The 19065-nt window shown below is 64.8% G+C and carries 20 protein-coding genes and 2 pseudogenes; 10 read left to right on the forward strand and 12 right to left on the reverse strand.

The window, feature by feature from the left end; all coding sequences use genetic code 11:
* Position 1 precedes the first annotated feature (1 nt).
* A pseudogene (locus tag BSL82_RS19410) lies at positions 2-1298 on the reverse strand (IS110 family RNA-guided transposase).
* A gap of 154 nt (positions 1299-1452) precedes the next feature.
* Here BSL82_RS19410 and BSL82_RS20170 point away from each other — a divergent pair.
* The 3 genes and pseudogenes from BSL82_RS20170 to BSL82_RS19425 form a co-directional block, all read left to right on the forward strand.
* Positions 1453-1791: pseudogene (locus BSL82_RS20170) on the forward strand (integrase core domain-containing protein); the annotation flags it as partial.
* 315 nt (positions 1792-2106) lie between these two features.
* Positions 2107-2514, forward strand: coding sequence for a single-stranded DNA-binding protein (locus BSL82_RS19420; RefSeq protein ID WP_004212722.1), 408 nt, complete (start codon positions 2107-2109; stop codon positions 2512-2514).
* A gap of 116 nt (positions 2515-2630) precedes the next feature.
* A complete protein-coding gene (locus tag BSL82_RS19425) occupies positions 2631-3176 on the forward strand; it encodes a PepSY domain-containing protein (RefSeq protein WP_004212723.1) in 546 nt (181 codons plus the stop codon).
* Positions 3177-3383: 207 nt separating this feature from the next.
* On the opposite strand, the gene BSL82_RS19430 is transcribed toward BSL82_RS19425, so the two are convergent.
* Complete coding sequence (locus BSL82_RS19430; RefSeq protein WP_072599034.1) at positions 3384-3950, reverse strand: TetR/AcrR family transcriptional regulator; 567 nt, start codon at positions 3948-3950, stop codon at positions 3384-3386.
* 69 nt (positions 3951-4019) lie between these two features.
* On the opposite strand from BSL82_RS19430, the gene BSL82_RS19435 reads away from it, so the two are divergent.
* Complete coding sequence (locus tag BSL82_RS19435) at positions 4020-4850, forward strand: SDR family oxidoreductase (protein WP_021245217.1); 831 nt, start codon at positions 4020-4022, stop codon at positions 4848-4850.
* A gap of 80 nt (positions 4851-4930) precedes the next feature.
* Here BSL82_RS19435 and BSL82_RS19440 read toward each other — a convergent pair whose 3' ends face one another.
* Positions 4931-5302 carry a hypothetical protein gene (locus BSL82_RS19440; RefSeq protein WP_030541630.1) on the reverse strand — a complete coding sequence of 124 codons (372 nt, stop codon included), beginning with the start codon at positions 5300-5302 and terminating at the stop codon, positions 4931-4933.
* Between BSL82_RS19440 and BSL82_RS19445 the strand changes: the two genes are divergently transcribed.
* The gene (locus tag BSL82_RS19445) at positions 5301-6269 is read left to right on the forward strand and encodes a magnesium and cobalt transport protein CorA (protein WP_072599035.1); all 969 of its coding nucleotides are present in this window, start codon (positions 5301-5303) and stop codon (positions 6267-6269) included. The two genes, BSL82_RS19440 and BSL82_RS19445, sit on opposite strands and share 2 nt — an antisense overlap.
* A gap of 59 nt (positions 6270-6328) precedes the next feature.
* On the opposite strand, the gene BSL82_RS19450 is transcribed toward BSL82_RS19445, so the two are convergent.
* From BSL82_RS19450 to BSL82_RS19490, 9 genes are all read right to left on the reverse strand, one after another.
* On the reverse strand, positions 6329-6736 hold the full coding sequence (locus BSL82_RS19450; protein WP_013039094.1) for a response regulator: 408 nt from the start codon (positions 6734-6736) through the stop codon (positions 6329-6331).
* Positions 6737-6817: 81 nt separating this feature from the next.
* A complete protein-coding gene (locus BSL82_RS19455; protein ID WP_013039093.1) occupies positions 6818-7441 on the reverse strand; it encodes a response regulator transcription factor in 624 nt (207 codons plus the stop codon).
* Positions 7431-8966 (reverse strand): two-component system sensor histidine kinase NtrB, encoded by a 1536-nt coding sequence (locus BSL82_RS19460; RefSeq protein ID WP_072599036.1) that lies wholly within the window; start codon positions 8964-8966, stop codon positions 7431-7433. The genes BSL82_RS19455 and BSL82_RS19460 overlap by 11 nt, the downstream gene beginning before the upstream one ends.
* 58 nt (positions 8967-9024) lie before the next feature.
* Positions 9025-9498, reverse strand: coding sequence for a DUF305 domain-containing protein (locus BSL82_RS19465; protein ID WP_013039091.1), 474 nt, complete (start codon positions 9496-9498; stop codon positions 9025-9027).
* A 90-nt stretch (positions 9499-9588) separates the two neighbouring features.
* Positions 9589-10755 carry a copper resistance protein B gene (locus BSL82_RS19470; RefSeq protein ID WP_013039090.1) on the reverse strand — a complete coding sequence of 389 codons (1167 nt, stop codon included), beginning with the start codon at positions 10753-10755 and terminating at the stop codon, positions 9589-9591.
* Positions 10755-12680 (reverse strand): copper resistance system multicopper oxidase, encoded by a 1926-nt coding sequence (locus BSL82_RS19475; protein ID WP_013039089.1) that lies wholly within the window; start codon positions 12678-12680, stop codon positions 10755-10757. Before BSL82_RS19475 ends, BSL82_RS19470 begins: the two co-directional genes overlap by 1 nt.
* A 66-nt stretch (positions 12681-12746) precedes the next feature.
* Positions 12747-13313, reverse strand: a complete 567-nt coding sequence (locus BSL82_RS19480) for an RNA polymerase sigma factor (protein ID WP_013039088.1) — start codon at positions 13311-13313, stop codon at positions 12747-12749.
* Complete coding sequence (locus BSL82_RS19485; protein WP_041386223.1) at positions 13310-13750, reverse strand: periplasmic heavy metal sensor; 441 nt, start codon at positions 13748-13750, stop codon at positions 13310-13312. The genes BSL82_RS19480 and BSL82_RS19485 overlap by 4 nt, the downstream gene beginning before the upstream one ends.
* Positions 13750-14022, reverse strand: a complete 273-nt coding sequence (locus BSL82_RS19490) for a hypothetical protein (protein WP_013039086.1) — start codon at positions 14020-14022, stop codon at positions 13750-13752. Before BSL82_RS19490 ends, BSL82_RS19485 begins: the two co-directional genes overlap by 1 nt.
* Before the next feature lie 132 nt (positions 14023-14154).
* Here BSL82_RS19490 and copC point away from each other — a divergent pair, with 132 nt between their 5' ends.
* The 5 genes from copC (at position 14155) to cueR (ending at position 19045) form a co-directional block, all read left to right on the forward strand.
* Positions 14155-14535: a copper homeostasis periplasmic binding protein CopC gene (gene copC, locus BSL82_RS19495; RefSeq protein ID WP_013039085.1), complete on the forward strand. Its 381-nt coding sequence runs from the start codon at positions 14155-14157 to the stop codon at positions 14533-14535.
* 4 nt (positions 14536-14539) lie between these two features.
* Positions 14540-15469: a copper homeostasis membrane protein CopD gene (gene copD / locus BSL82_RS19500; RefSeq protein WP_072599037.1), complete on the forward strand. Its 930-nt coding sequence runs from the start codon at positions 14540-14542 to the stop codon at positions 15467-15469.
* 38 nt (positions 15470-15507) lie between these two features.
* A complete protein-coding gene (locus BSL82_RS19505) occupies positions 15508-16182 on the forward strand; it encodes a class I SAM-dependent methyltransferase (RefSeq protein WP_013039083.1) in 675 nt (224 codons plus the stop codon).
* Positions 16183-16292: 110 nt separating this feature from the next.
* Positions 16293-18650 (forward strand): heavy metal translocating P-type ATPase, encoded by a 2358-nt coding sequence (locus BSL82_RS19510; protein ID WP_072599038.1) that lies wholly within the window; start codon positions 16293-16295, stop codon positions 18648-18650.
* Positions 18647-19045 carry a Cu(I)-responsive transcriptional regulator gene (gene cueR / locus BSL82_RS19515; protein ID WP_022684257.1) on the forward strand — a complete coding sequence of 133 codons (399 nt, stop codon included), beginning with the start codon at positions 18647-18649 and terminating at the stop codon, positions 19043-19045. The genes BSL82_RS19510 and cueR overlap by 4 nt, the downstream gene beginning before the upstream one ends.
* Positions 19046-19065 lie beyond the last annotated feature (20 nt).

Here is a 19065-nt window from a genome sequence, read left to right on the forward strand (position 1 = left end):
ATTATCTACAGGGTCGCCGCAGCGCCCTCACGGCACGACAGAGAGGGGTCCTTCCATCTGGTGTCCGCCCGTTCGACGAACGGACGGTACTCGGCTCCCGTCTTGATGACGGCATGCGCGACGCGCGCCATCTTGGCGGTGAGTGCGGTCATCGCCTTGCGGCGGCGATCAGGGTCGTTGCCGTGTCCGGCCACATAGCGACCAAGCTTGTCGCGGAAACTGTTGTCGCGTTGGCGGATGGCAACCTGGGTAGCCATCCAGAAGGTGCGCCGTAGCCGGGCATTACCGTACTTCGAGAGCTTGGTACGCCCACGAAAGGTGCCTGACTGGCAGGTCGCAAGATCAAGCCCGCAGAACTTGAGGAACTGGCGATGGTGGGCAAACCGGCGAAGGTCGCCGGCCTCGGCGAGGATGGTCAGCGCGTTGATCGGCCCGATCCCGGGGATCATGCGCAGGAGCTGGTAATCGCGGTTGTCGCTGAGCAAAGCATGGGCAGTTCGCTCGATCTCGTCGCGTTGCCGGATCAGGCTGCGGGCCTGAGCGATGACCATACGGAACATGGCGATCGCGATGGAATCCTCATCGACCGGGAGCGCCACCGAGGCGCAGGCCGTCTCGTAAATATCGTTGAGCAGCCGGGCCTTGGACACCTTGCGGCCGACCAGGCCCCATGCCTCGCGCGTGAAGGCCTCCTTGCCGAGCGTGATCATGCTGGCCGGGGTCGGGAACCGCTCGAGCAGGGCCAGGAACCAGTCGGACCGGCTGTTGCCGGCGAAACGTTCGATCTCCGGAAAGTACAGCGGCAGGTAGTGCGTCAGGAGGCGATGCCACGTCTGGGTCTTGGCCTTGGAGATCGCCTCGTGCGTCTTTGACATCTCCTGCAGATCGTTGATGCCGGCGGCGAGTGGATCGACGTAGCGTTGGGTGGCACCGATCCGCAGCATGTGCAGGATTACCTGCGCATCCTTGGAATCGTTCTTGTCCCAGCCATTGTGCAGCGCCTCGCGGGTGCGGGCCAGGGCAACCGACGAAATCAGCCGCAGCTCGAAACCCGCCGAGAGCAAGCGATGCGCTAGGGTGCGGTGGTAGTTGCCGGTGGCCTCGAAGCCGACGATCACGGGACGAGCGACATCCCCGAGCTCCGAGGCGAGACGATCATAGTCCGCCTTGGTCGCCATCACCGTCATCCGCCGCCGGCGCCCACCTTCGGGGCGCTCGATCAGCACCTCCTGGCGGTGCTTGGACATATCGATGGCTACCAGCACGGCGTCGGCGGGAGTAGAGGTACGCTTGGTCATGGTCGGTCCGTCTCCAAAGTGTTGAGTCGACAACTTCACTTTTAGAGACCTGCTGGCCGGTCATGACCGCCTTGATGAAGGCGGCGGGCGCTACGCACCCTTGCCTTCATCAAGGCGAAGCGGCCCTTCGAGGGCCCGCTTCCCAATGTGCTACGGCCCCGAGTTCGTCGCTAATGCGGTGCGCGAGTGACTCGGCAGGCTTGGCGTCATTACCCTCTATATCGAGCCCGGCAGCCCATGGGAGAACGGCTATATCGAAAGCTTCAATGCCCGTCTGCGAGATGAACTGCTCAACGGCGAAATCTTCTACAGCCTTGAGGAGGTGCGGATCGTCACCGGCTGGTGGCGCGATCATTACAACCGAGCACGGCCCCACAGCAGTCTCGGATATCGACCACCGGCCCCGGAGACGATCAAGATGCCAGCCTGGCCGCTCGGCTCCGCTACGCTCCGCCTCCCGCCCAGGCTGGTATCAGAGGCGCAGATCAACTAACTACACAACCGGACCAGTCATTGCGGGCAGTCCATGTCCTGAGCTCGGCCCATCGCGATGTTGCGACATGGCTCTGCCGTTGCCTGGCGCCGAGGGAAAGCGCCCTCCGCCTGACTGATCCCCTAAGCCCGGACGGTTGCCGTGGGGCAACCCCCGCGGTGCCGGACCGGGTTGTCGCTCGCGCGCCTGCCCGCACCACTCCGGCCCTTGTGGGTCGGGTCGCCGCTTGCGCGTCGATGCCCTCGTCTCCCGCCGGTCTTGGCCGGGTCTCGTCGGAGGGACGGTCCCTCGGACGGAAGCAACGGAGATTTGATCATGCAGAACATCGTCATTCTTGCCGGCAATATCGGCATGGATCCGGAGAGCCGCACCACCCAGGGCGGGACCCGCATCACCCACTTCACCCTGGCGACCTCGCGTCCCCGCTATTCGGAAGGCAAGGTCGTTCGCGATGAGAAAGGCTACCGCGTCCAGGACACCGAATGGCATCGGATCACCGCGTTCAATGGCCTCGGCAAGACCGTGCAGGAGCATTGCACCAAGGGCATGAAGCTGCTGGTGCGCGGCCGCATCCATTACAGCGAATGGACCGATGGCGACGGCGTCGAGCGCTACGGCACCGAGATCATCGCCGAGACGATCGACTTCCTCAGCCGGGCGAAATCGAAGTCCGACGAGGCCGGCGACCCTGATCCTGAGCTCGACGACGACGTGCCCTTCTGACCCCCGGATCCCCGCGCGCTTGTGGCGCGCGGGGGCATCCAGCGGCGAGCCGGATTTGCCATAGCTCGCGAGGGATTTTGCAGGCGGGGGCGTCTGCACTATCCGCTTTCCGTCGCATGGGATCGAAGATCGCATGCCACACCGACCTCAACGAGGCCACGCTCAAAAATACGCCGCGCGGTCCGATATGGGTCCTCAAGGCGCGGGGCGGAAGCGAAAGCTGGTGGAACGCCTACACTGGCGAAAATGTCGATGAGATCAGTCTGGCAGACGCTCGGCGCTATGCTCTGATGTCCTACAAAGGATCCGGCAGGCTGCAGGCGGTCGACTATCAGGAAACGGCGCCCGAGGAAGCGCAGGTCGGCGGGCCGCTGTGGCGCGCCAGCTTCGCCGACAAGGAGCATAGTCGCCTCTATCTGGATCCGTTCACCGGAGAGGTGCTCAGTCGCCGTTCGGACCTGTGGGACTTCTATGATTTCTTTTACAAAATCCATATCATGAACCTTGGCGCCTCGCGCAGTTACAACCATCCACTGATCGTTGTCGCTGCATCGGCGACGTTGCTCATCGTGGTCACCGGGATCGTCATTCTGTTTTATCGCCTTGCGAAGGATCTCAAACGACTGCTGACGAAACGTCGCGCATCAAGGCCTGCGACCTGAGGTCATCGCGCTGCGACGGGCTCACTTGCCGATCCACTCCGGTTCGGCTGTGGCCGCGCAATTCTGATCGTCGCTCGGCCCGCCGTGCCCACGGGCAGCGCGAGCAGATGAGCCGCCGTATCTTCGCGGTCGGGTAATGTCGCGGGGTGCGATGGAGCTTGCTGTGTCCTGATCGGCGCGCGGGCAGGCAACGCGCGCCTCGCACGATCACACGCGCAGCAGTCGCCCCACCGCCCGCATGATCGTCGCCCTGCGCGCCGCATGCTCGGTAGCGTCGCGTGCGGCTCCGGTCATGCACCAGAGCTGGGTGAGGGCGGCGACAAGCCGGACGACGTCCATGGGCGTGAAGTCGGCGACGATCCGCCCCTCGGCCTGCGCCGCTGCGATCCCGTCCAGCTTCTCCCCGAGAAGGACCTCGCCGGCCGGGAGCATCAGAACATCCTGGCCACGCTCCAAATGATGCCAGGTCAGCAGCCTCCACAAGCGCGGGCGCTCGACCAGCAAGTCATAGGTGCGCCCCGCATAACCCTCAAGATCATCGGGATCGAAGCGATCGGCCTGCGCCGCGTCCATCACTTCCTGCGTCAGCGCGGCATCGAAGAGCGCCTCCTTGTCCCCGAAATAGGTGTAGAGCATCGGCTTGCTGATACCCGCCGCCTGCGCAATGCGATCGATCCGCGCGCCCGCCAGCCCATGGGACGCGAACTCCTCGGTCGCTGCAGCCAGGAGCGTCTCGCGGCTCTGTGCGGCATTCCGCCTGGTTCGTTCCTTCATCACACCTCCCGGCATTGACGCATTCCACATATGAAGTTACCTACCAGTTGGTAATATATGGAGCAGCATATGTCCAATCACTGGTTTCTCACGGGCGCGTCCAGCGGCATTGGCCGCCATCTGGCCGAACTGATCCTGGCCGCGGGCGACGACCTTACCGCGACGGCTCGCAGGCCCGAAAGCCTCGACGACCTTGCGGCGAAATATCCGAGCCAGCTGCGCGTCGAAGCGCTCGACGTCACGGTCAAGGACGATATTGCTGCGGTCGTGGCCCGGGCGCAGGCGCGTCGACCCGTCGATATTCTGGTCAACAACGCCGGCGGCGGCGTGATCGGCGCCACCGAAGAGATGTCGGACGCCGAGGTCGAAGGCCAGATCGCGCTCAATCTCATGGCGCCCATCCACATCACCCGCGCCTTTGTCCCCGCGATGCGCCTGCGCGGGAGCGGCCGGATCATCCAGATCTCCAGCGCCAGCGGTCAGGGCTCGCTTCCGACGAGCAGTCTCTATCATGCGGCCAAATGGGGCCTGGAGGGCTTCAGCGAATGCCTCCGCCAGGAGCTTGAACCCTTCAACCTGTTCGTGACGCTGATCGAGCCGGGTGGCGCGCGCACCAGCTTCAGCCACAACCTGCAATTCGCCAGCGAGATCGCCGCCTATCGCGATACGCCCGCCGGCGATATCCGCAAGATGTTCGAGACCGCCGGAAACGAGCTCTACACGCTCGACCCGCAAAAGATCGCGCAAGCGATCGTCGATGTCGCAACCAGCGACCATCCGCCGCTGCGCGTGACTCTGGGGGGTGACGCTTTCGGCGTTGTCCAGGCGGCGCTGCAATCGCGGCTCGCCTTTCTGCAGTCCCAGGAAGCGCTCGCGCGCTCGGTCGCTTTCGACAGTTGAGCTTTCCCGTCTTCCAGCTTTCGTCTCCGCGCGGTGCGATGCGCCTCACCGGGGCCCGGCAACCCCTGTCGTCAGCGCCGCTATCCGATACTTAGGTATAGCCATCCGACACGATTGCCGAAGCGCCAAACGGGCAATCGCTTGGTACCATCGCAAGAGAGGACGAAGCCCTCGCGGTCGCCAATCAAGGGTGCGCGGACCTTCGCAGTCTGCGTGCCCTTGATTTGGCAGCGCGCCGCCCAGCCACGCGCGTCATGAACGGGAGCGGCCTTCTGCGAAACCCAACGCTCCGCCGCTTTTTCTACAAGCTCTCGCTCGAATTGCTGCGCGCCGCTTTCTTCTTCCTGCGACTGGGCTTGAAGAATGAGGCGCGTCTGCTCGTGCGCGCGTCTCAATGGGCCAGGCACACGGCTTCCGGTCGCCGCCGCAGTGGCGGCACCGGAAAGTGCCATGAGCGTCGTCGCCGCCTTTCTTTATCACGAGGGCAAACGGCTACGGCCGGTGACCCTGATCGATCCGGCGTGCGAGCATATCGCCAAGGATGACTTTGTGTGGATCGGCCTCTCCCAGCCCACCGAGACAGAACTTGCCGACATCGCCGGAAATTACGGCCTTCACCCGCTTGCCGTGGAAGATGCCGGCAACGGCCACCAGATTTCCAAGCTCGACGTCTACGGTGACCAGTTGTGCATCGTCGCCAGGACGGCACATCTTGAAGGCGATCATATCGCCTACGGCTCCACCGCGATTTTCCTGGGCAAGAGTTTCCTGATCACCGTTCGGCAGGGTTCGGCACGTTCGCACAGCGAGCTTCGCGCGCATCTCGAAATCACGCCCGAGCTGCTGCGCGAGGGCCCGGACTATGTGCTCCATGCCATTCTGGACTTCATCGTCGATGGCTATTTCCCGATCGTCGAGGCGATCGAGGAGGACGTCCTCAAGATGGAGCAGCGCATGCTTGCAGCCTTTCTCACCCGCGAGGAGGTGACCCGGATTTTCACGCTGCGGCGTGAGCTCGTCCGCTTCCAACGCGTGCTCGGACCCATGCTCGAGGTCGGTCGCAAGCTGGTGAACCTGCAGCTTCCGCGGCTTGATGAGGCCTCCAAACCCTATTTCCGTGATTTGCTCGATCACATGCTCAGGGTTGAGAGCGCCATCACCGGCATCCGCGACATCCTGATCTCGGTGTTCGAGGCGAGTCACCTGCTCGAACAGCAGCGCCAGGGTGCGATCACGCGTCAGCTTGCCGCCTGGGCCGCGATCCTCGCGGTGCCTACCGCGATTGCCGGAATCTACGGCATGAATTTCGAGAATATGCCCGAACTGAAGACGCAATGGGGATATTTCGTCATCCTCGGCGTCATCGCTGCGGTCTGCATCGGACTCTACATCCGGTTCAAACGCAGCCACTGGCTTTGACGTCGCTGACCGCTTTCCACATCGCGCGGGCTGAGGCCGCTGGGGCAGGCCGCCATAACTCAATGCTTTCGAAGCGTCTCGGCGCGGTGCCGGTCCAACGCATCGAGCAAAGCCCTGCCGATCAAAGGCTTTGCGAGAACGTGATCGAAGCCCGCCTCGGCGGCCCGCGAGGCCAGCAGCGTGTCGTGAAAGCCTGAGATCATGATGGCGCGTCCCGACCATCCGATCTCGCGAAGGTGACGCAGCATCGCGAATCCGTCGATGTCGGGCATGCGATAGTCGAGGATGACGCAGTCTGCTTCCTTCGCGCGCGGGTCGGCCAACAGCGCGTGGCCGGTGGTATATCCCCACACAGCATAGCCGCGCGATCTCAGCAGCAGCTGGAGGCCACGCCGCACGCCGGGATCGTCGTCGGAAACGAGGATGGTGTATCTGCCATCATGCTGGGTGGAACGGACCGATGGCATTGCGAGAAGCGGACACCCGTGTGACGATTGCACCATCGATCGCATATCGCGCCCCGTCCCGTCGCTACGTAGAGGTCGCAGTCACTTCGGCTTGCGGCCCATGCCCGCGGCAAAGGCGATCCGCAGGGCTTCGGACAAATTGCGGACCTCGAGCTTGGCCATCAGGCTCGCGCGATGGACCTCGACCGTTCGCGATGAACAGCCCAGGTCATAGGCGATCGTCTTGTTGGGCAGGCCGTTCGCCAGCCTTTCGAGCACTTCCCGCTCCCGGGGCGTCAGTGCAGCGACCCGCACCCCTGCTTCGGACGTTTCCAGGGTACGAAGGTCGACATCGTCGAGACGTGCGAACGCGCGGCTGACGGCGCCGAGCAGGGCCGCTTTCTCGAAGGGCTTCTCGAGAAAGTCGACCGCGCCGCCTTTCATGGCCTGCACCGCAACCGACACGTCGCCATGGCCGGTCAGGACGATGACCGGCATGTTGACCCCGCGTGCTGCCATGGCGGCCTGAACCTCGAGACCGTCCATCTCGGGCATGCGCACGTCAAGGATGACGCAGCCGACGGCCGCCGACTTCGCCTCCTTGAGAAACTCCACGCCCGAGGCATAGGTCACGACGTCGTAGCCCGCGGTCTTGAGCGCAAAGCTCGCCGCCTTGCGGATGCTCTCCTCGTCGTCGACCAGATGGATGACGCGTCTATCCCCCATGTTCCTCCTCCGCCCGCGCATGGATCAAGGTAAAATGAAAGCGGGTGCCGCCGCGGTCGGGGCGCTCCATCCAGATACGGCCGCCATGCGCTTCGATGATGGTCCGGCAGATCGAGAGGCCGAGGCCCATGCCGTCGGCCTTTGTCGAGTTGAACGCCGTGAAGAGCTGCTCGCGGATTCCGTCCGCGATGCCGGGACCGGTATCCTCCACGGTCACCTCGATCAGCCCGTCAGGGCGCAACCTGGTCGCCACCTTGAGGTCGCGAACCGGACACTCCGCCATCGCCTCGATGGCATTGCGCATCAGGTTGACCAGCACCTGCTGGATCTGCACCCTGTCGACGAGGACCGGCGTCGCGGCGGGATCGACCGCAAAGAAGCTGCGGATGCCGCGCTCGCGTGCACCGACCAGCGCGAGCTGGCTCGCCTCGGCGATGACCTGCGGCAGCTCGTGGAGGCTCTTGTCGACCTCGCCGCGGGCGACGAAATCGCGCAGGCGCCGGACGATATGGCCGGCCCGCAGCGTTTCCTGTGCCGCATCATCCATCACCGACCGTAGCGACACGAAGGGTTCGTCGTCCCGCTCGTCGAGCATGTCGCGGATCGTCTCGAGATAGAGCGCGACCGCGGCAAGCGGCTGGTTGAGCTCATGCGCGAGCGTCGAGGCCATCGTGCCCATCGCGCTCAGCCGAGAGACATGGACCAGCTCTGCCTGCAGTTCCTTGAGCCTGAGCTCATCCTGCTCCTTGGCGGTGAGATCCCGGATAAAGCCGGTGAACAACCGCTGCCCGTCTTCACCGGCCTCGCCGACCGACAGCTGCATCGGGAAGGTTGAGCCGTCGCGGCGCTGGCCGACCACGACGCGACCGAGGCCGATGATCCGGCGCTCGCCGGTCTGCAGATAATGCGCGAGATATTCGTCGTGACGGTCGCGATCGGGCTGGGGCATAAGGCAGGAGACGTTGCGGCCGACGAGCTCGGCTTCGCTGTAGCCGAACAGGCGTTGTGCCGCTGCGCTGAACGACGTGATGGCGCCGGTCTCGTCGATGATGATCATCGCATCCGGCACCGTCGCCAGAATCGATTGCAGATGCTGCTCGCGGGTCTCGATCGATGCGCGGACCGCCGCCTCGTCGGTGACATCGCGGCTGATGCAGGCGAAGCCGCGATGTGTGTCGCCTTCGAACAGTGCGGAGATCGTCAGGCGCGCCAGATATTCCGCGCCGTTCTCGCAGACCCGCCACGCTTCGCGCTCCAGCGTGCCCTCGTGAAGGGCGGCCGCCAGGTCTGCGCCTGGACGCCCCGCCGCAATCTCGTCGGGCGGGTAGAACAGGTCGTGGGGCTGTCCCAGGACGCGATCGAGCGGCCAGCATTCGGCACGCTCGCCTTCTTCATTATAGCTCAGCACGATCCCGGAAGGATCGAGCAGCGTCAGGACGTGGCCGCCAGCCTGTCGCAGGAACAGCGGCGCAAGCCGCGCTACGTCGCTTGCAATCTCGTCCGCCCCGCGCCTCGTGTCGACCATCGGCCGGCTCACATGCCTGGCCGGGCGCGCGTATCCGGGCGTAGCCCGACCGAGCCGCTCAGCGCCGCGCGAGAATGGCCTTCATCTCGTCGATTTCCTGCCGCTGCGAGCGCTTGATCGATTCGCAGAGCCGGATGACTTCCGGATCGCTGAGCTTTGCTTCCTGGCACATCAGGATCGCCCCGGAATGGTGCGGGATCATCGAGCGCAGAAAGGCCGTGTCGCCGATCGTGGTCTGGGTGCGGATAAGCGCGAAGCTGCCGAAGAAGGCGACCAGCGAGGCGGCGATCAGCGCGATGTTGGCGGCCTTCGACGCAAACATGTGCCGCATGGCGAGGATCATCAGCACTACCATCGGTGCGACCATCATCAGCGTCATGTAGAGCATGTTGAGGTTGTTGTAGAAGCTGTCGAGCCCGTCGATCATGACGAACATCACCAGATACATGATGACGCCGCTGATGACGGTCTGAACGGCAAGGCTCCAATAGGCGCCCATCTTCCGGGTGTTCATGTGGGACGAATGGTCCATGGCGTATCTCCTTCGCTCGGCGCCGGCCGACCTTGGTATGAGTGTAACGCCCCGCTCTCCTGTTCGCCCCCGCCATCAGCCGTCCTGATGCTAAAACCAGAAGCGAACGCCGGCGACGAAGCTGGTCGCATGGACGTCCTCGCCGGCAAGCCTCGACAGCCGCGCCGTGTCGCCGGCTTTGCGCAGATAGGAGACGCCGATATAGGGTGCGAACTGGCGGCTGAACTCATAGCGCAGGCGCGCGCCGAGCTCTATGTTGACCAGCCCCGAACCGATGTCGTTCTCCGGAATATCCTGCGCGGCGAAATTGACCTCGGCGCGCGGCTGCAAGATCAGGCGCTGGGTAATGCGCTGGTCGTAATAGCCCTCGACCCGGCCCAGAACATCGCCCTTGGTCGAGAGGAACAGCGCGCCTTCGACCTCGAACATGCCAGGAGCCAGGCCCTCGACGCCGACCGTCGCGTAAGTGCGGTCGGGCCCGCGGCCGAAGTCCTGGCGGATACCGCCCTGAAGATTGAAATAGGGGTCGATGGCCCGGCTGTAGAGCACCTGCACCTCCGCGCTGTCGATGCCGCGGCCGAACTCGCCTTCGCCCTCGCTCTTGAGCCAAAGCCGGTTGATATCGCCGCCGTAAAAGCCTTCGCCATCCCAGCGATAGCCATCGCGACCGCTATGCGCTTGATACTCGAACAGGTTGAGCAGCATCTGCCCGAAATTGTTGCCGCCGCTGTCCTTCATCATGATGTCGCGTGAGCGCGCCATCTCGGCGCCGGGAAAATCATGATCGGCGAAGTGGTCGCTGGGGGGAGGCGGCGGGGGCGCATTGCCGGCCGGAAGCGCCGTGCCGGTCATTTGCATGCCGGGCATGGCGGAGGTTCCGGGCGTGGCGGTCTGGCCATGCTGCGAATGGTCCATCCCGGGCATGTCCGGCATCGCGCCGTCCTGATGCTGGGAGTGGTCCATGCCCGGCATGTCCGGCATCGCGGGAGACGCGGGTTGCGGCTGACCGGCCGCATCTCCCTGCGGCGCAGGACTGGCCTGGTGCTGCGAATGGTCCATCGCCGAGGTGGCGTCTGGCGCTGGTGTCTGAGCGCGCGGCCTGGCGGTGGCCTTGTCCTTCTTCTTCTCCTGCGCCGGCGGCACCTCGCCCGGCGGCGCCATGCCGGGCATGCCGTGCATTGAATGATCCTGGGCAAAGGCGGGCGCGGCAGCGAAAAGGGCGATCGCGCTCACCAGCGGCGTGAGGATGCGGATCATTACGCGTCTCCCTTCGGACGGACGCTCACGACCCGCATCATCCCGGCATGCATGTGGTAGAGGAGATGACAGTGGAAGGCCCAGTCGCCGACCGCGTCGGCGGTGAAGTCCCAGGTCACCTTGCCGCCGGGCTGGACGATTACCGTATGCTTGCGTGGCGCATGATCGCCATGCCCAGTCACCAGCTCGAAAAAATGCCCGTGAATATGGATCGGATGCCCCATCATCGTGTCGTTGATGAGATTGACGCGCACCCGCTCGCCTTCGATGAAGGGGATCGGCTCGTGATGGTCCGACATTTTTTCGCCGTCGAACGACCACATGAACCGCTCCATGTTGCCGGTGAGGTGAATGTCGATGCTGCGGCTCGGCGCGCGCACGTCCGGATTGCGATCGAGCGCCATCAGGTCCCTGTAGACAAGCACCTTGTGGCCGACGTCGGCGAGGCCCTGGCCGGGCTCGCCGGTGCGGTCGACGGGCATCGGCGAGATGGTCTGGACGCTCGGGTCGCGCTTCACCTGCGGCGCGTTCGAGAAGTCTCGCATCTTCATCGAGTCCATCGCGTGCCCGCCATGGTCCATGCCCGCCATCTGGCCATCGGCGCCCATCGCGCCGTGGTCCATCCCGCTCATCGCGGAATGATCCATCCCCGAATGATCCATGCCTGCCATGGCGCTATTGTCCATGGTCGCCATCGCTGCCGCCGCGCCGGTCGCGAGGCGCGCGGACGCGTTCTTCTCGGCCGTCGGATCGACGCCCCGCATAGCGCCGCCCGACATGTCCATGCCTTCCATGCCCGGCATCGAGGACATGTCCATGCCCATGTCCTTCATGTCGGCAAGCGGCCGCTTGCGCAGCGGCGGCACCTCGCCGGCCATACCGGCGCGCGGCGCGAGCGTAGCACGCGCCATGCCCGAGCGGTCGATCGCCTCGCCGACAAGGGTGTAGGCCTTGTCCTCAGCGGGCGTCACGATGACGTCGTAGGTCTCGGCGACACCGATTTGGAACTCGTCGACGGTGACCGGCATCACATTCTGCCCGTCGGCCTGGACGATGCTGAGCGGCAGGCCGGGTATGCGGACGTTGAAGGTGGTCATCGCCGACGCATTGATGACGCGCAGCCGCACACGCTCGCCCGGTGTGAAGAGCGCGGTCCAGTTGTCCATCGGACCATGGCCGTTGACGAGATAGGTGTAGGTCGATCCGGTGACGTCGGAGATGTCGGCCGGGTCCATCCGCATCTGGCCCCAGTCGAGCCGGTCCTTGAGCGGCTGATCCTTGCCCGACAGGAGCCCGGCCAGGGTCTGGCGCTGGAAATTGAAATGGCCGGGGTTGACCTTGAGGCGCCGGAAGATCGCCTGCGGCGAGAGCGCGCTGTGATCGGCGAGCACGATGACATGCTCGCGGTCATAGGCGACCGGATCGGCACCGGCGGGATCGATGATGATCGGGCCGTAATGGCCTTCCTGTTCCTGCAGGCCCGAATGGCTGTGATACCAGTAGGTGCCGCTTTGCACGACGGAGAACTGGTAGAGGTAGTTCGAGCCCGGCTTGATGCCCGGAAAAGACACGCCCGGCACACCGTCCATATTGGCCGGCAGGATCAGCCCGTGCCAGTGGATCGAGCTGTCCTCCTCCAGCTGATTGATGACGTTGAGCCGCACGCGCTGGCCCTCGCGCAGCCGGATCAGCGGGGCAGGGACCGTGCCGTTGAGGCCGATTGCCCGGAACTTGCGCCCGTCGATGGTCATCGACTGCCGGGCGATGGTGAGCGTAATGTCTTCGCCCGACACGGTCGGCAGCGTCGGTCGCATCCCCGGCGAGATCGTCTGCGCCCAGGCCGGCAGCCAGGCTGACAATGCTGCGCCGCCGCCGGCGAGGGCCGCGCCGCGGAGGAACTGGCGGCGGTCGAGAGCAGAAATCATTCGGTTGTCTCAGCTTTAAGAAAGAGGGCGGACCTATTGGAAATACGCAGCGTGGCCTCATCCCCCTCAAACTTTCTTCAACATTTCTGCGAGGCGTGCGCGGGCGCGGTAGAGGCGAGTCTCGACTGCCTTCTGGCTGATGCCGAGAATCTCGGCGGTTTCGGCTTCCGATTTCTCGTCGATCGTCCGCAGGATGAGCGTGTCCTTGAGAGAGGCGGGCAGGGCGGCGATCGCCTTCATCGCCTCTGCCAGCTGCTGCTCGGCGCCGATTGCCTGGTCGGGTAGCGGCGCCTCATCGGCGACGTCATCCGCCTCGCCCAGCGGCAGGGCCATGGAGAAGAAGTTTCGGACCGCGCGCCGGCGCCGCCAGTCATGGCATTTGTTGATGACGATCCGGGACATCCAGACCTGGAAGGGTCGGGTTACGTCATAGCGGTTGAGTGCGGCAAAGGCCGCGACGAAGCTCGCCTGGGTGACATCTAAGGCCTCATCCATAGATCCGACATGGCTGCGCACGAGCCGGTGAACCCAACCTTGATGCCGCCGGACCAGTTCGCCATAAGCCGCTTGCCGCCCGCCAAGCGCCAAAGCCGCAAGCTCCCCGTCCGAGCAGTCGGGGAGGCTCGCGGTCATTTGGACTTGGCCGTCAGCGCTTTCACGACGGCGTCGTCGAACTTCTCGGTCTGATCGGGACGCAGCACGGCCCGCATTGCGAAGATGTGCTCGAGCGTTTCCTTCTGCAGGGCGCCCATGGCCTGGTGCGAGCGATCCACCGCCGCTGCGACTTGCGGGCCATAGCCATGCTCCGCTTCGATCGCCTCCGCGAGGCGCGCATTGTCGGCGCGCAGTTCGGCCTCCAGCGCTTGACGCCGTATGGCGTAGTTCTTCTCGATTGTCTCGAGCCGGCTGTGTTGCGCGGAATCCAGCTTCAGATCGCGATGGAGCAGCTCGTGCAGCTCATTTTCGACCGGGCGCACTGGAACCACATAGACGCGGCCGATGACAACGCCAGCGATCGCCGCGGCGAAGGTCAACAGGACGAGGAGCAGGAGCCGGCGGCGGTCGCGCATCATTGCGAGCTCAGTAGCGTCGAGGGCGCAAGCGCGAGCCGGGCATCGAAGGGCGATATCGGGTTCGGATCGGCAGACTGCGTCGGAACCGCCGAGCCGGCAATTCCGATGAACAGCGCGGTTGCGGCCGCGATGCCGAATGTCGTTGCGCCAAGGCGCGGTATGGCCTGGATGCGCGCTATTTCCGCCATGACCCGGCTTTCCAGACCGCCGAGCCTGGGATCGAGAGGCGCATCGCGCAACCGCGAGAGCAGGTGGTCAAGTTCATCCATGATGCTTCTCCGTCTTCATTCTTCAATACGCATCCTGGTCCAGGAACCCTTGCTGTAGATAAAAAATGTAATTGCGAGGGGTGGGGGCTCGGGCTGCGTATTGTCTCATGGGATCCACAGGAGAATGTTCCAATGCGTTTCTTTTCGCCTCTCGCAGCTATCGCCATCGTAGGCCTGAGTGTTTCGGCTCCGGCCTATGCCCATCCCAAGCTTGTATCCTCGGCTCCGGCCGCCAATGCCAGCGTCTCGGCGCCCTCGCGCATTACGCTTACGTTCAGCGAAGGTCTGATGCCCAGGCTGTCGGGTGCCGAGATCGTGATGACCGGTATGCCCGGCATGCCCAACCATCGCATGGCGGTGACCGGCTTCAAGACCTCTGTCGAGGGCGACAACAAGACGCTCGTGCTGACCTTGGCGCGCCCGCTGTCGGCCGGCACCTATCAGGTTGCCTGGCACGTCGTGTCGACCGACACGCATCGGATCCAGGGCAACCTTGCCTTCACAGTGAAGTAAGGCGATGAGCGAGATCGGGGTCATCGCGATCCGCTGGGCGCTTTACGTTGATCTCGGCCTGCTGTTCGGGCTGCCGCTGTTCGCGCTCTATGCGCTCGGCGGCGGCCGGACGGTCCGGTCGTATCTGCCTTTGGGGCCGATGATCGTCCTTCTCGTACTGCTGGGACTGTTGCTGTCGGTGCTGGGATTTCTTGTCCAGGCCTCGGCTATGACCGGCCTTCCGCTAACCCGGCCGGATCTTCAGTTGGTGAGTGATCTGCTCAACGACACCGCGCTGGGCACCGCGCTCAAGGTGCGTCTGGCGGCGCTGGTCATCCTATTGCCGTGCGCGGCGCTCTATGGCCGAAAGCCGCGCGTCTGCGTCATGACCTCGACACTCGCAGGCGCTATCGCGCTCGGGACACTGGCCTGGTCGGGCCATGGCGCGGCCGGAGAGGGCAGTGCCGGCTGGCAGCAGCTGGCGTCCGATCTCGTACACCTTCTTGCGGCCGGCGCGTGGGTCGGCGCGATCGCCGCTTTCCTTGCGCTCGTCATTCCCAACGTTGACACTGATGGCTTGGCGCGGGTGTTGCTGACCGAGCAAGCGCTTCGCGGCTTTTCGATGGTTGGGACGGTGATTGTCGGATTGCTTGTCGTCACCGGGACCGTCAACACTCTCTTTCTGGTGGGTTCCGAGCATATCGCGGGGCTGTGGCAATCGAGCTGGGGGCTGCTGCTCACCGCCAAACTTGTGCTGTTCGCCGGCATGTTGGGCTTGGCCGCACTCAACCGCTATCGCCTGACCCCCTCGCTTAGTCTCGCCATCGAGCAGGAGGACGCACCACGGGCGATGACGCTATTGCGCGGCAGCCTTGTGGTGGAAGGCGGTCTTGCGATCATCATTCTCGCGCTTGTCGCCTGGCTGGGTACCTTGTCCCCGCCCATGTCCATGTAGTCGCGCTTGAGGGGCGGAAGGAGGTCGGAGCCACTGCCATGCAGCCGTACACACCGCCGCTCGGAAACGGGTCCACTCAGGATTATGACCGCGCGATCCGGCTTTGGACGCGGGAACGGCGGTGGCGCGAGGCGATGCTCGCCGCGCTCGCGCCGAGAGGCGGCGAGACGATCGTTGATATAGGCTGTGGTACGGGCAGCTTCGCCTTGCTGCTCAAGCGCGACGAACCCAGCGCGCGCGTGATTGGTCTCGATCCCGATGCGGAGGCGCTCGACATCGCCCGACGCAAGGCCGCAGCGATGGTTGCCGATGTCGACTGGCGCCAAGGCTTCGCGACGGATCTGCCCGAACAGAGTGCAGATGCCGTCGTATCGAGCCTTGTACTTCATCAGATGCCGCTGGACATGAAGGCGGCCACCCTTCGCGCCATGTACGCGATCCTTCGCCCCGGTGGTCGCCTAGTCATTGCCGATTATGGTCGCCAGCGCGGATTCATGCGCTTGGCCTTTCGGCTAACCGTTCAGCGTCTCGACGGCGTCAGCGATACCCAACCCAACGCCGAAGGCGTTCTCCCGAGATTGATCGCGCTGGCAGGTTTCGAGCATATTGCCGAACCGTTCAAGATCTCGACGATCACCGGGGCGATCCAACTGTTCACCGCGAGCCGTCCGGCATCGATTCTGAGCCGAGCCGTCGCAAACGATCTCGGCTGATTTCCCAGGGCCAGGAGATTTTGACGCTTTGGGCAATCCTTAGGTGATTACGTATTGACCCTGACATGGTGTCAGACCTTAGATTGTCAGGCGTCGAAAGGAGCAAGGCGATGAACGAGACACATGGAGCGGCGCATGGCGGCGGTTGCTGCGGCAGCCACGGCGCTGCGAAACCAGCGGCTGGCGTCAAGGACCCGGTCTGCGGCATGACCGTCGATCCTGCGATCACTGCGCACCATGCCGAGCATGGCGGTGAAAGCTATCATTTCTGCAGCGCGGGCTGCCGGACCAAATTCATCGCCGATCCCGAGCGCTATCTCGGCCCGCCGACGCCGCCGGTCGCGGCGCCCGAAGGCACGATCTGGACCTGCCCGATGCATCCCGAGATCCGCCAGGACCATCCCGGGTCCTGTCCGATCTGCGGCATGGCGCTCGAACCCGCGACCGTGACCGCCGACAGCGGCCCCAGCCACGAGCTAGTCGATTTCACGCGGCGCTTCTGGGTCGGCCTCGTGCTGGCTCTCCCGGTGCTGATCCTCGAGATGGGCGCGCATGTCTTTCCCGCGATCCATCGCCTCGTGCCGATGTCTATCTCGGTATGGATCCAGTTCGTGCTGGCGACACCCGTCGTGCTGTGGGCGGGCTGGCCGTTCTTCGAGCGTGGCTGGGCCTCGCTCAAGACCCGCAACTTCAACATGTTCACCCTGATCGCGATGGGGACCGGGGTCGCCTGGATCTACAGCGTCATCGCGACGCTCGCGCCTCAGCTGTTCCCGCCGGCCTTCCGCGGCGAGGACGGCATGGTTGCCGTCTATTTCGAGGCGGCCGCGGTGATCACCGTCCTCGTGCTGCTCGGCCAGATGCTCGAACTGCGCGCGCGGGAACGCACCTCGGGCGCGATCAAGGCGCTGCTCAACCTTGCACCAAAGACCGCGCGCCGGATCGGTTCTGATGGGAACGAAGAGGAAATCAGCCTTGATCTGGTTGCGGTGGGCGACCGCCTGCGGGTGCGGCCGGGCGAGAAGGTGCCGGTCGACGGCGTAGTCGAGGACGGCCGCTCCTCGCTCGACGAGTCGATGGTCACCGGCGAATCCATGCCCGTCACCAAGGCAAAGGCCGACACAGTGATCGGCGGCACGCTCAACCAGACCGGTGCGCTGGTGATCGTCGCCGACAAGGTCGGCCGCGATACCATGCTCGCACGCATCGTCCAGATGGTCGCTGAGGCGCAGCGCTCGCGCGCGCCGATCCAGCGCATGGCCGATCAGGTGTCGGGCTGGTTTGTGCCCGTGGTCATCGCGGTCGCGGCCGTCGCGTTCATCGCCTGGGGCATCTGGGGTCCCGAGCCGCGCTTCGCCTATGGGCTGGTGGCGGCGGTCGCCGTGCTGATCATCGCCTGTCCCTGCGCACTGGGGCTGGCAACGCCGATGTCGATCATGGTCGGGGTCGGCCGCGGCGCCGGGCTCGGTGTCCTCATCAAAAATGCCGAAGCACTCGAGCATATGGAGAAGGTCGACACTCTCGTCGTCGACAAGACAGGCACGCTGACCGAAGGCCGGCCTGCCGTCACCCAGGTCGTGCCGGCGCCCGGCTTCGACGAAGCCGAGCTGCTGCGTCTTGCCGCCTCGGTCGAGCGGGCGTCCGAGCATCCGCTCGCGCTGGCGATCGTCGAGGCCGCCAAGGATCGCGGCATCGCCACGAGCGACGTCACCGACTTCGACTCGCCGACCGGGCGCGGCGCGCTCGGCACTGTCGATGGCTGCAGGATCGTTCTCGGCAACGCGCGGTTCCTCGGTGACGAGGGCGTCGCCACCGAGGCGCTCGCCGACCAGGCCGACGCGCTGCGCCGGGATGGCGCCACCGCGATCTTCATCGGGGTCGACGGCACAGTCGGCGGCGCCTTCGCGATCGCCGATCCGGTGAAGGCCACGACACCAGAAGCGCTCGCCACGCTCAAGGCGGAGGGCATTCGCGTGGTCATGCTGACAGGCGACAACCGCACGACGGCGGAAGCGGTCGCCCGGCGTCTGGGCATCGACGAGGTGGAGGCCGAGGTGCTGCCCGATCAGAAGAGCGCCGTGGTCGCGAAGTTCAAGCGCGAGGGGCGGGTGGTCGCCATGGCCGGCGACGGTGTCAACGACGCCCCCGCGTTGGCCGCCGCCGACGTCGGCATCGCCATGGGTTCCGGCACCGACGTCGCGATCGAGAGCGCTGGCGTCACGCTGCTCAAGGGCGACCTGACTGGCATCGTCCGGGCGCGGCGGCTCAGCCAAGCGACCATGTCGAACATCCGCCAGAATCTCGTCTTCGCCTTCATCTACAATGTCGCGGGCGTGCCCGTAGCGGCGGGTGCGCTCTATCCGCTGTTCGGTATTCTGCTCTCGCCCATTATCGCGGCGGCGGCGATGGCGCTCTCTTCGGTGAGCGTGGTCACCAACGCGCTGCGCCTCAACCGGAAAGCACTGTGAACATCGGCGAGACGTCACGGCAGAGCGGCGTCTCTGAGCGGATGATCCGCCATTATGAAAAGATCGGCCTCATCCCGGCGCCGGCGCGTCGGGGTGCTGGCTATCGTGACTATGGCGAGCGCGACCTCCATCGCCTCCGGTTTATCGCCAATGCCCGCGATCTCGGCTTCCCGATCGAGGAGATCCGCACGTTGCTCAGCCTTTGGGCCGATACCGGCCGTGCCAGCGCGGAGGTGAAGCGGCTTGCCCTTGCCCGCGCCGATGAGTTTCAGCGCAAAGCCGAGGCGTTGACGGCGCTGCGCGACACGCTAATCGACCTGGCCGAGCGCTGCCAAGGCGACGAGCGGCCGGATTGTCCGATCATCGCCGAACTGGCCGCGGCCCGATCCGCATAGCATCCGGCATCGCACGGCCG

This window comes from Tardibacter chloracetimidivorans (assembly GCF_001890385.1).
GTDB lineage: Bacteria > Pseudomonadota > Alphaproteobacteria > Sphingomonadales > Sphingomonadaceae > Tardibacter > Tardibacter chloracetimidivorans.

What these genes read in the sequence shown, in the direction of transcription:
- BSL82_RS19420 (WP_004212722.1), top strand. Translation starts at nt 2,107, where the DNA reads ATGCAGAACATCGTCATTCTTGCCGGCAATATCGGCATGGATCCGGAG.
- BSL82_RS19425 (WP_004212723.1), top strand. Translation starts at nt 2,631, where the DNA reads ATGGGATCGAAGATCGCATGCCACACCGACCTCAACGAGGCCACGCTC.
- BSL82_RS19430 (WP_072599034.1), bottom strand. Translation starts at nt 3,950, where the DNA reads ATGAAGGAACGAACCAGGCGGAATGCCGCACAGAGCCGCGAGACGCTC.
- BSL82_RS19435 (WP_021245217.1), top strand. Translation starts at nt 4,020, where the DNA reads ATGTCCAATCACTGGTTTCTCACGGGCGCGTCCAGCGGCATTGGCCGC.
- BSL82_RS19445 (WP_072599035.1), top strand. Translation starts at nt 5,301, where the DNA reads ATGAGCGTCGTCGCCGCCTTTCTTTATCACGAGGGCAAACGGCTACGG.
- BSL82_RS19440 (WP_030541630.1), bottom strand. Translation starts at nt 5,302, where the DNA reads ATGGCACTTTCCGGTGCCGCCACTGCGGCGGCGACCGGAAGCCGTGTG.
- BSL82_RS19450 (WP_013039094.1), bottom strand. Translation starts at nt 6,736, where the DNA reads ATGCCATCGGTCCGTTCCACCCAGCATGATGGCAGATACACCATCCTC.
- BSL82_RS19455 (WP_013039093.1), bottom strand. Translation starts at nt 7,441, where the DNA reads ATGGGGGATAGACGCGTCATCCATCTGGTCGACGACGAGGAGAGCATC.
- BSL82_RS19460 (WP_072599036.1), bottom strand. Translation starts at nt 8,966, where the DNA reads ATGGTCGACACGAGGCGCGGGGCGGACGAGATTGCAAGCGACGTAGCG.
- BSL82_RS19465 (WP_013039091.1), bottom strand. Translation starts at nt 9,498, where the DNA reads ATGGACCATTCGTCCCACATGAACACCCGGAAGATGGGCGCCTATTGG.
- BSL82_RS19470 (WP_013039090.1), bottom strand. Translation starts at nt 10,755, where the DNA reads ATGATCCGCATCCTCACGCCGCTGGTGAGCGCGATCGCCCTTTTCGCT.
- BSL82_RS19475 (WP_013039089.1), bottom strand. Translation starts at nt 12,680, where the DNA reads ATGATTTCTGCTCTCGACCGCCGCCAGTTCCTCCGCGGCGCGGCCCTC.
- BSL82_RS19480 (WP_013039088.1), bottom strand. Translation starts at nt 13,313, where the DNA reads ATGACCGCGAGCCTCCCCGACTGCTCGGACGGGGAGCTTGCGGCTTTG.
- BSL82_RS19485 (WP_041386223.1), bottom strand. Translation starts at nt 13,750, where the DNA reads ATGCGCGACCGCCGCCGGCTCCTGCTCCTCGTCCTGTTGACCTTCGCC.
- BSL82_RS19490 (WP_013039086.1), bottom strand. Translation starts at nt 14,022, where the DNA reads ATGGATGAACTTGACCACCTGCTCTCGCGGTTGCGCGATGCGCCTCTC.
- copC (WP_013039085.1), top strand. Translation starts at nt 14,155, where the DNA reads ATGCGTTTCTTTTCGCCTCTCGCAGCTATCGCCATCGTAGGCCTGAGT.
- copD (WP_072599037.1), top strand. Translation starts at nt 14,540, where the DNA reads ATGAGCGAGATCGGGGTCATCGCGATCCGCTGGGCGCTTTACGTTGAT.
- BSL82_RS19505 (WP_013039083.1), top strand. Translation starts at nt 15,508, where the DNA reads ATGCAGCCGTACACACCGCCGCTCGGAAACGGGTCCACTCAGGATTAT.
- BSL82_RS19510 (WP_072599038.1), top strand. Translation starts at nt 16,293, where the DNA reads ATGAACGAGACACATGGAGCGGCGCATGGCGGCGGTTGCTGCGGCAGC.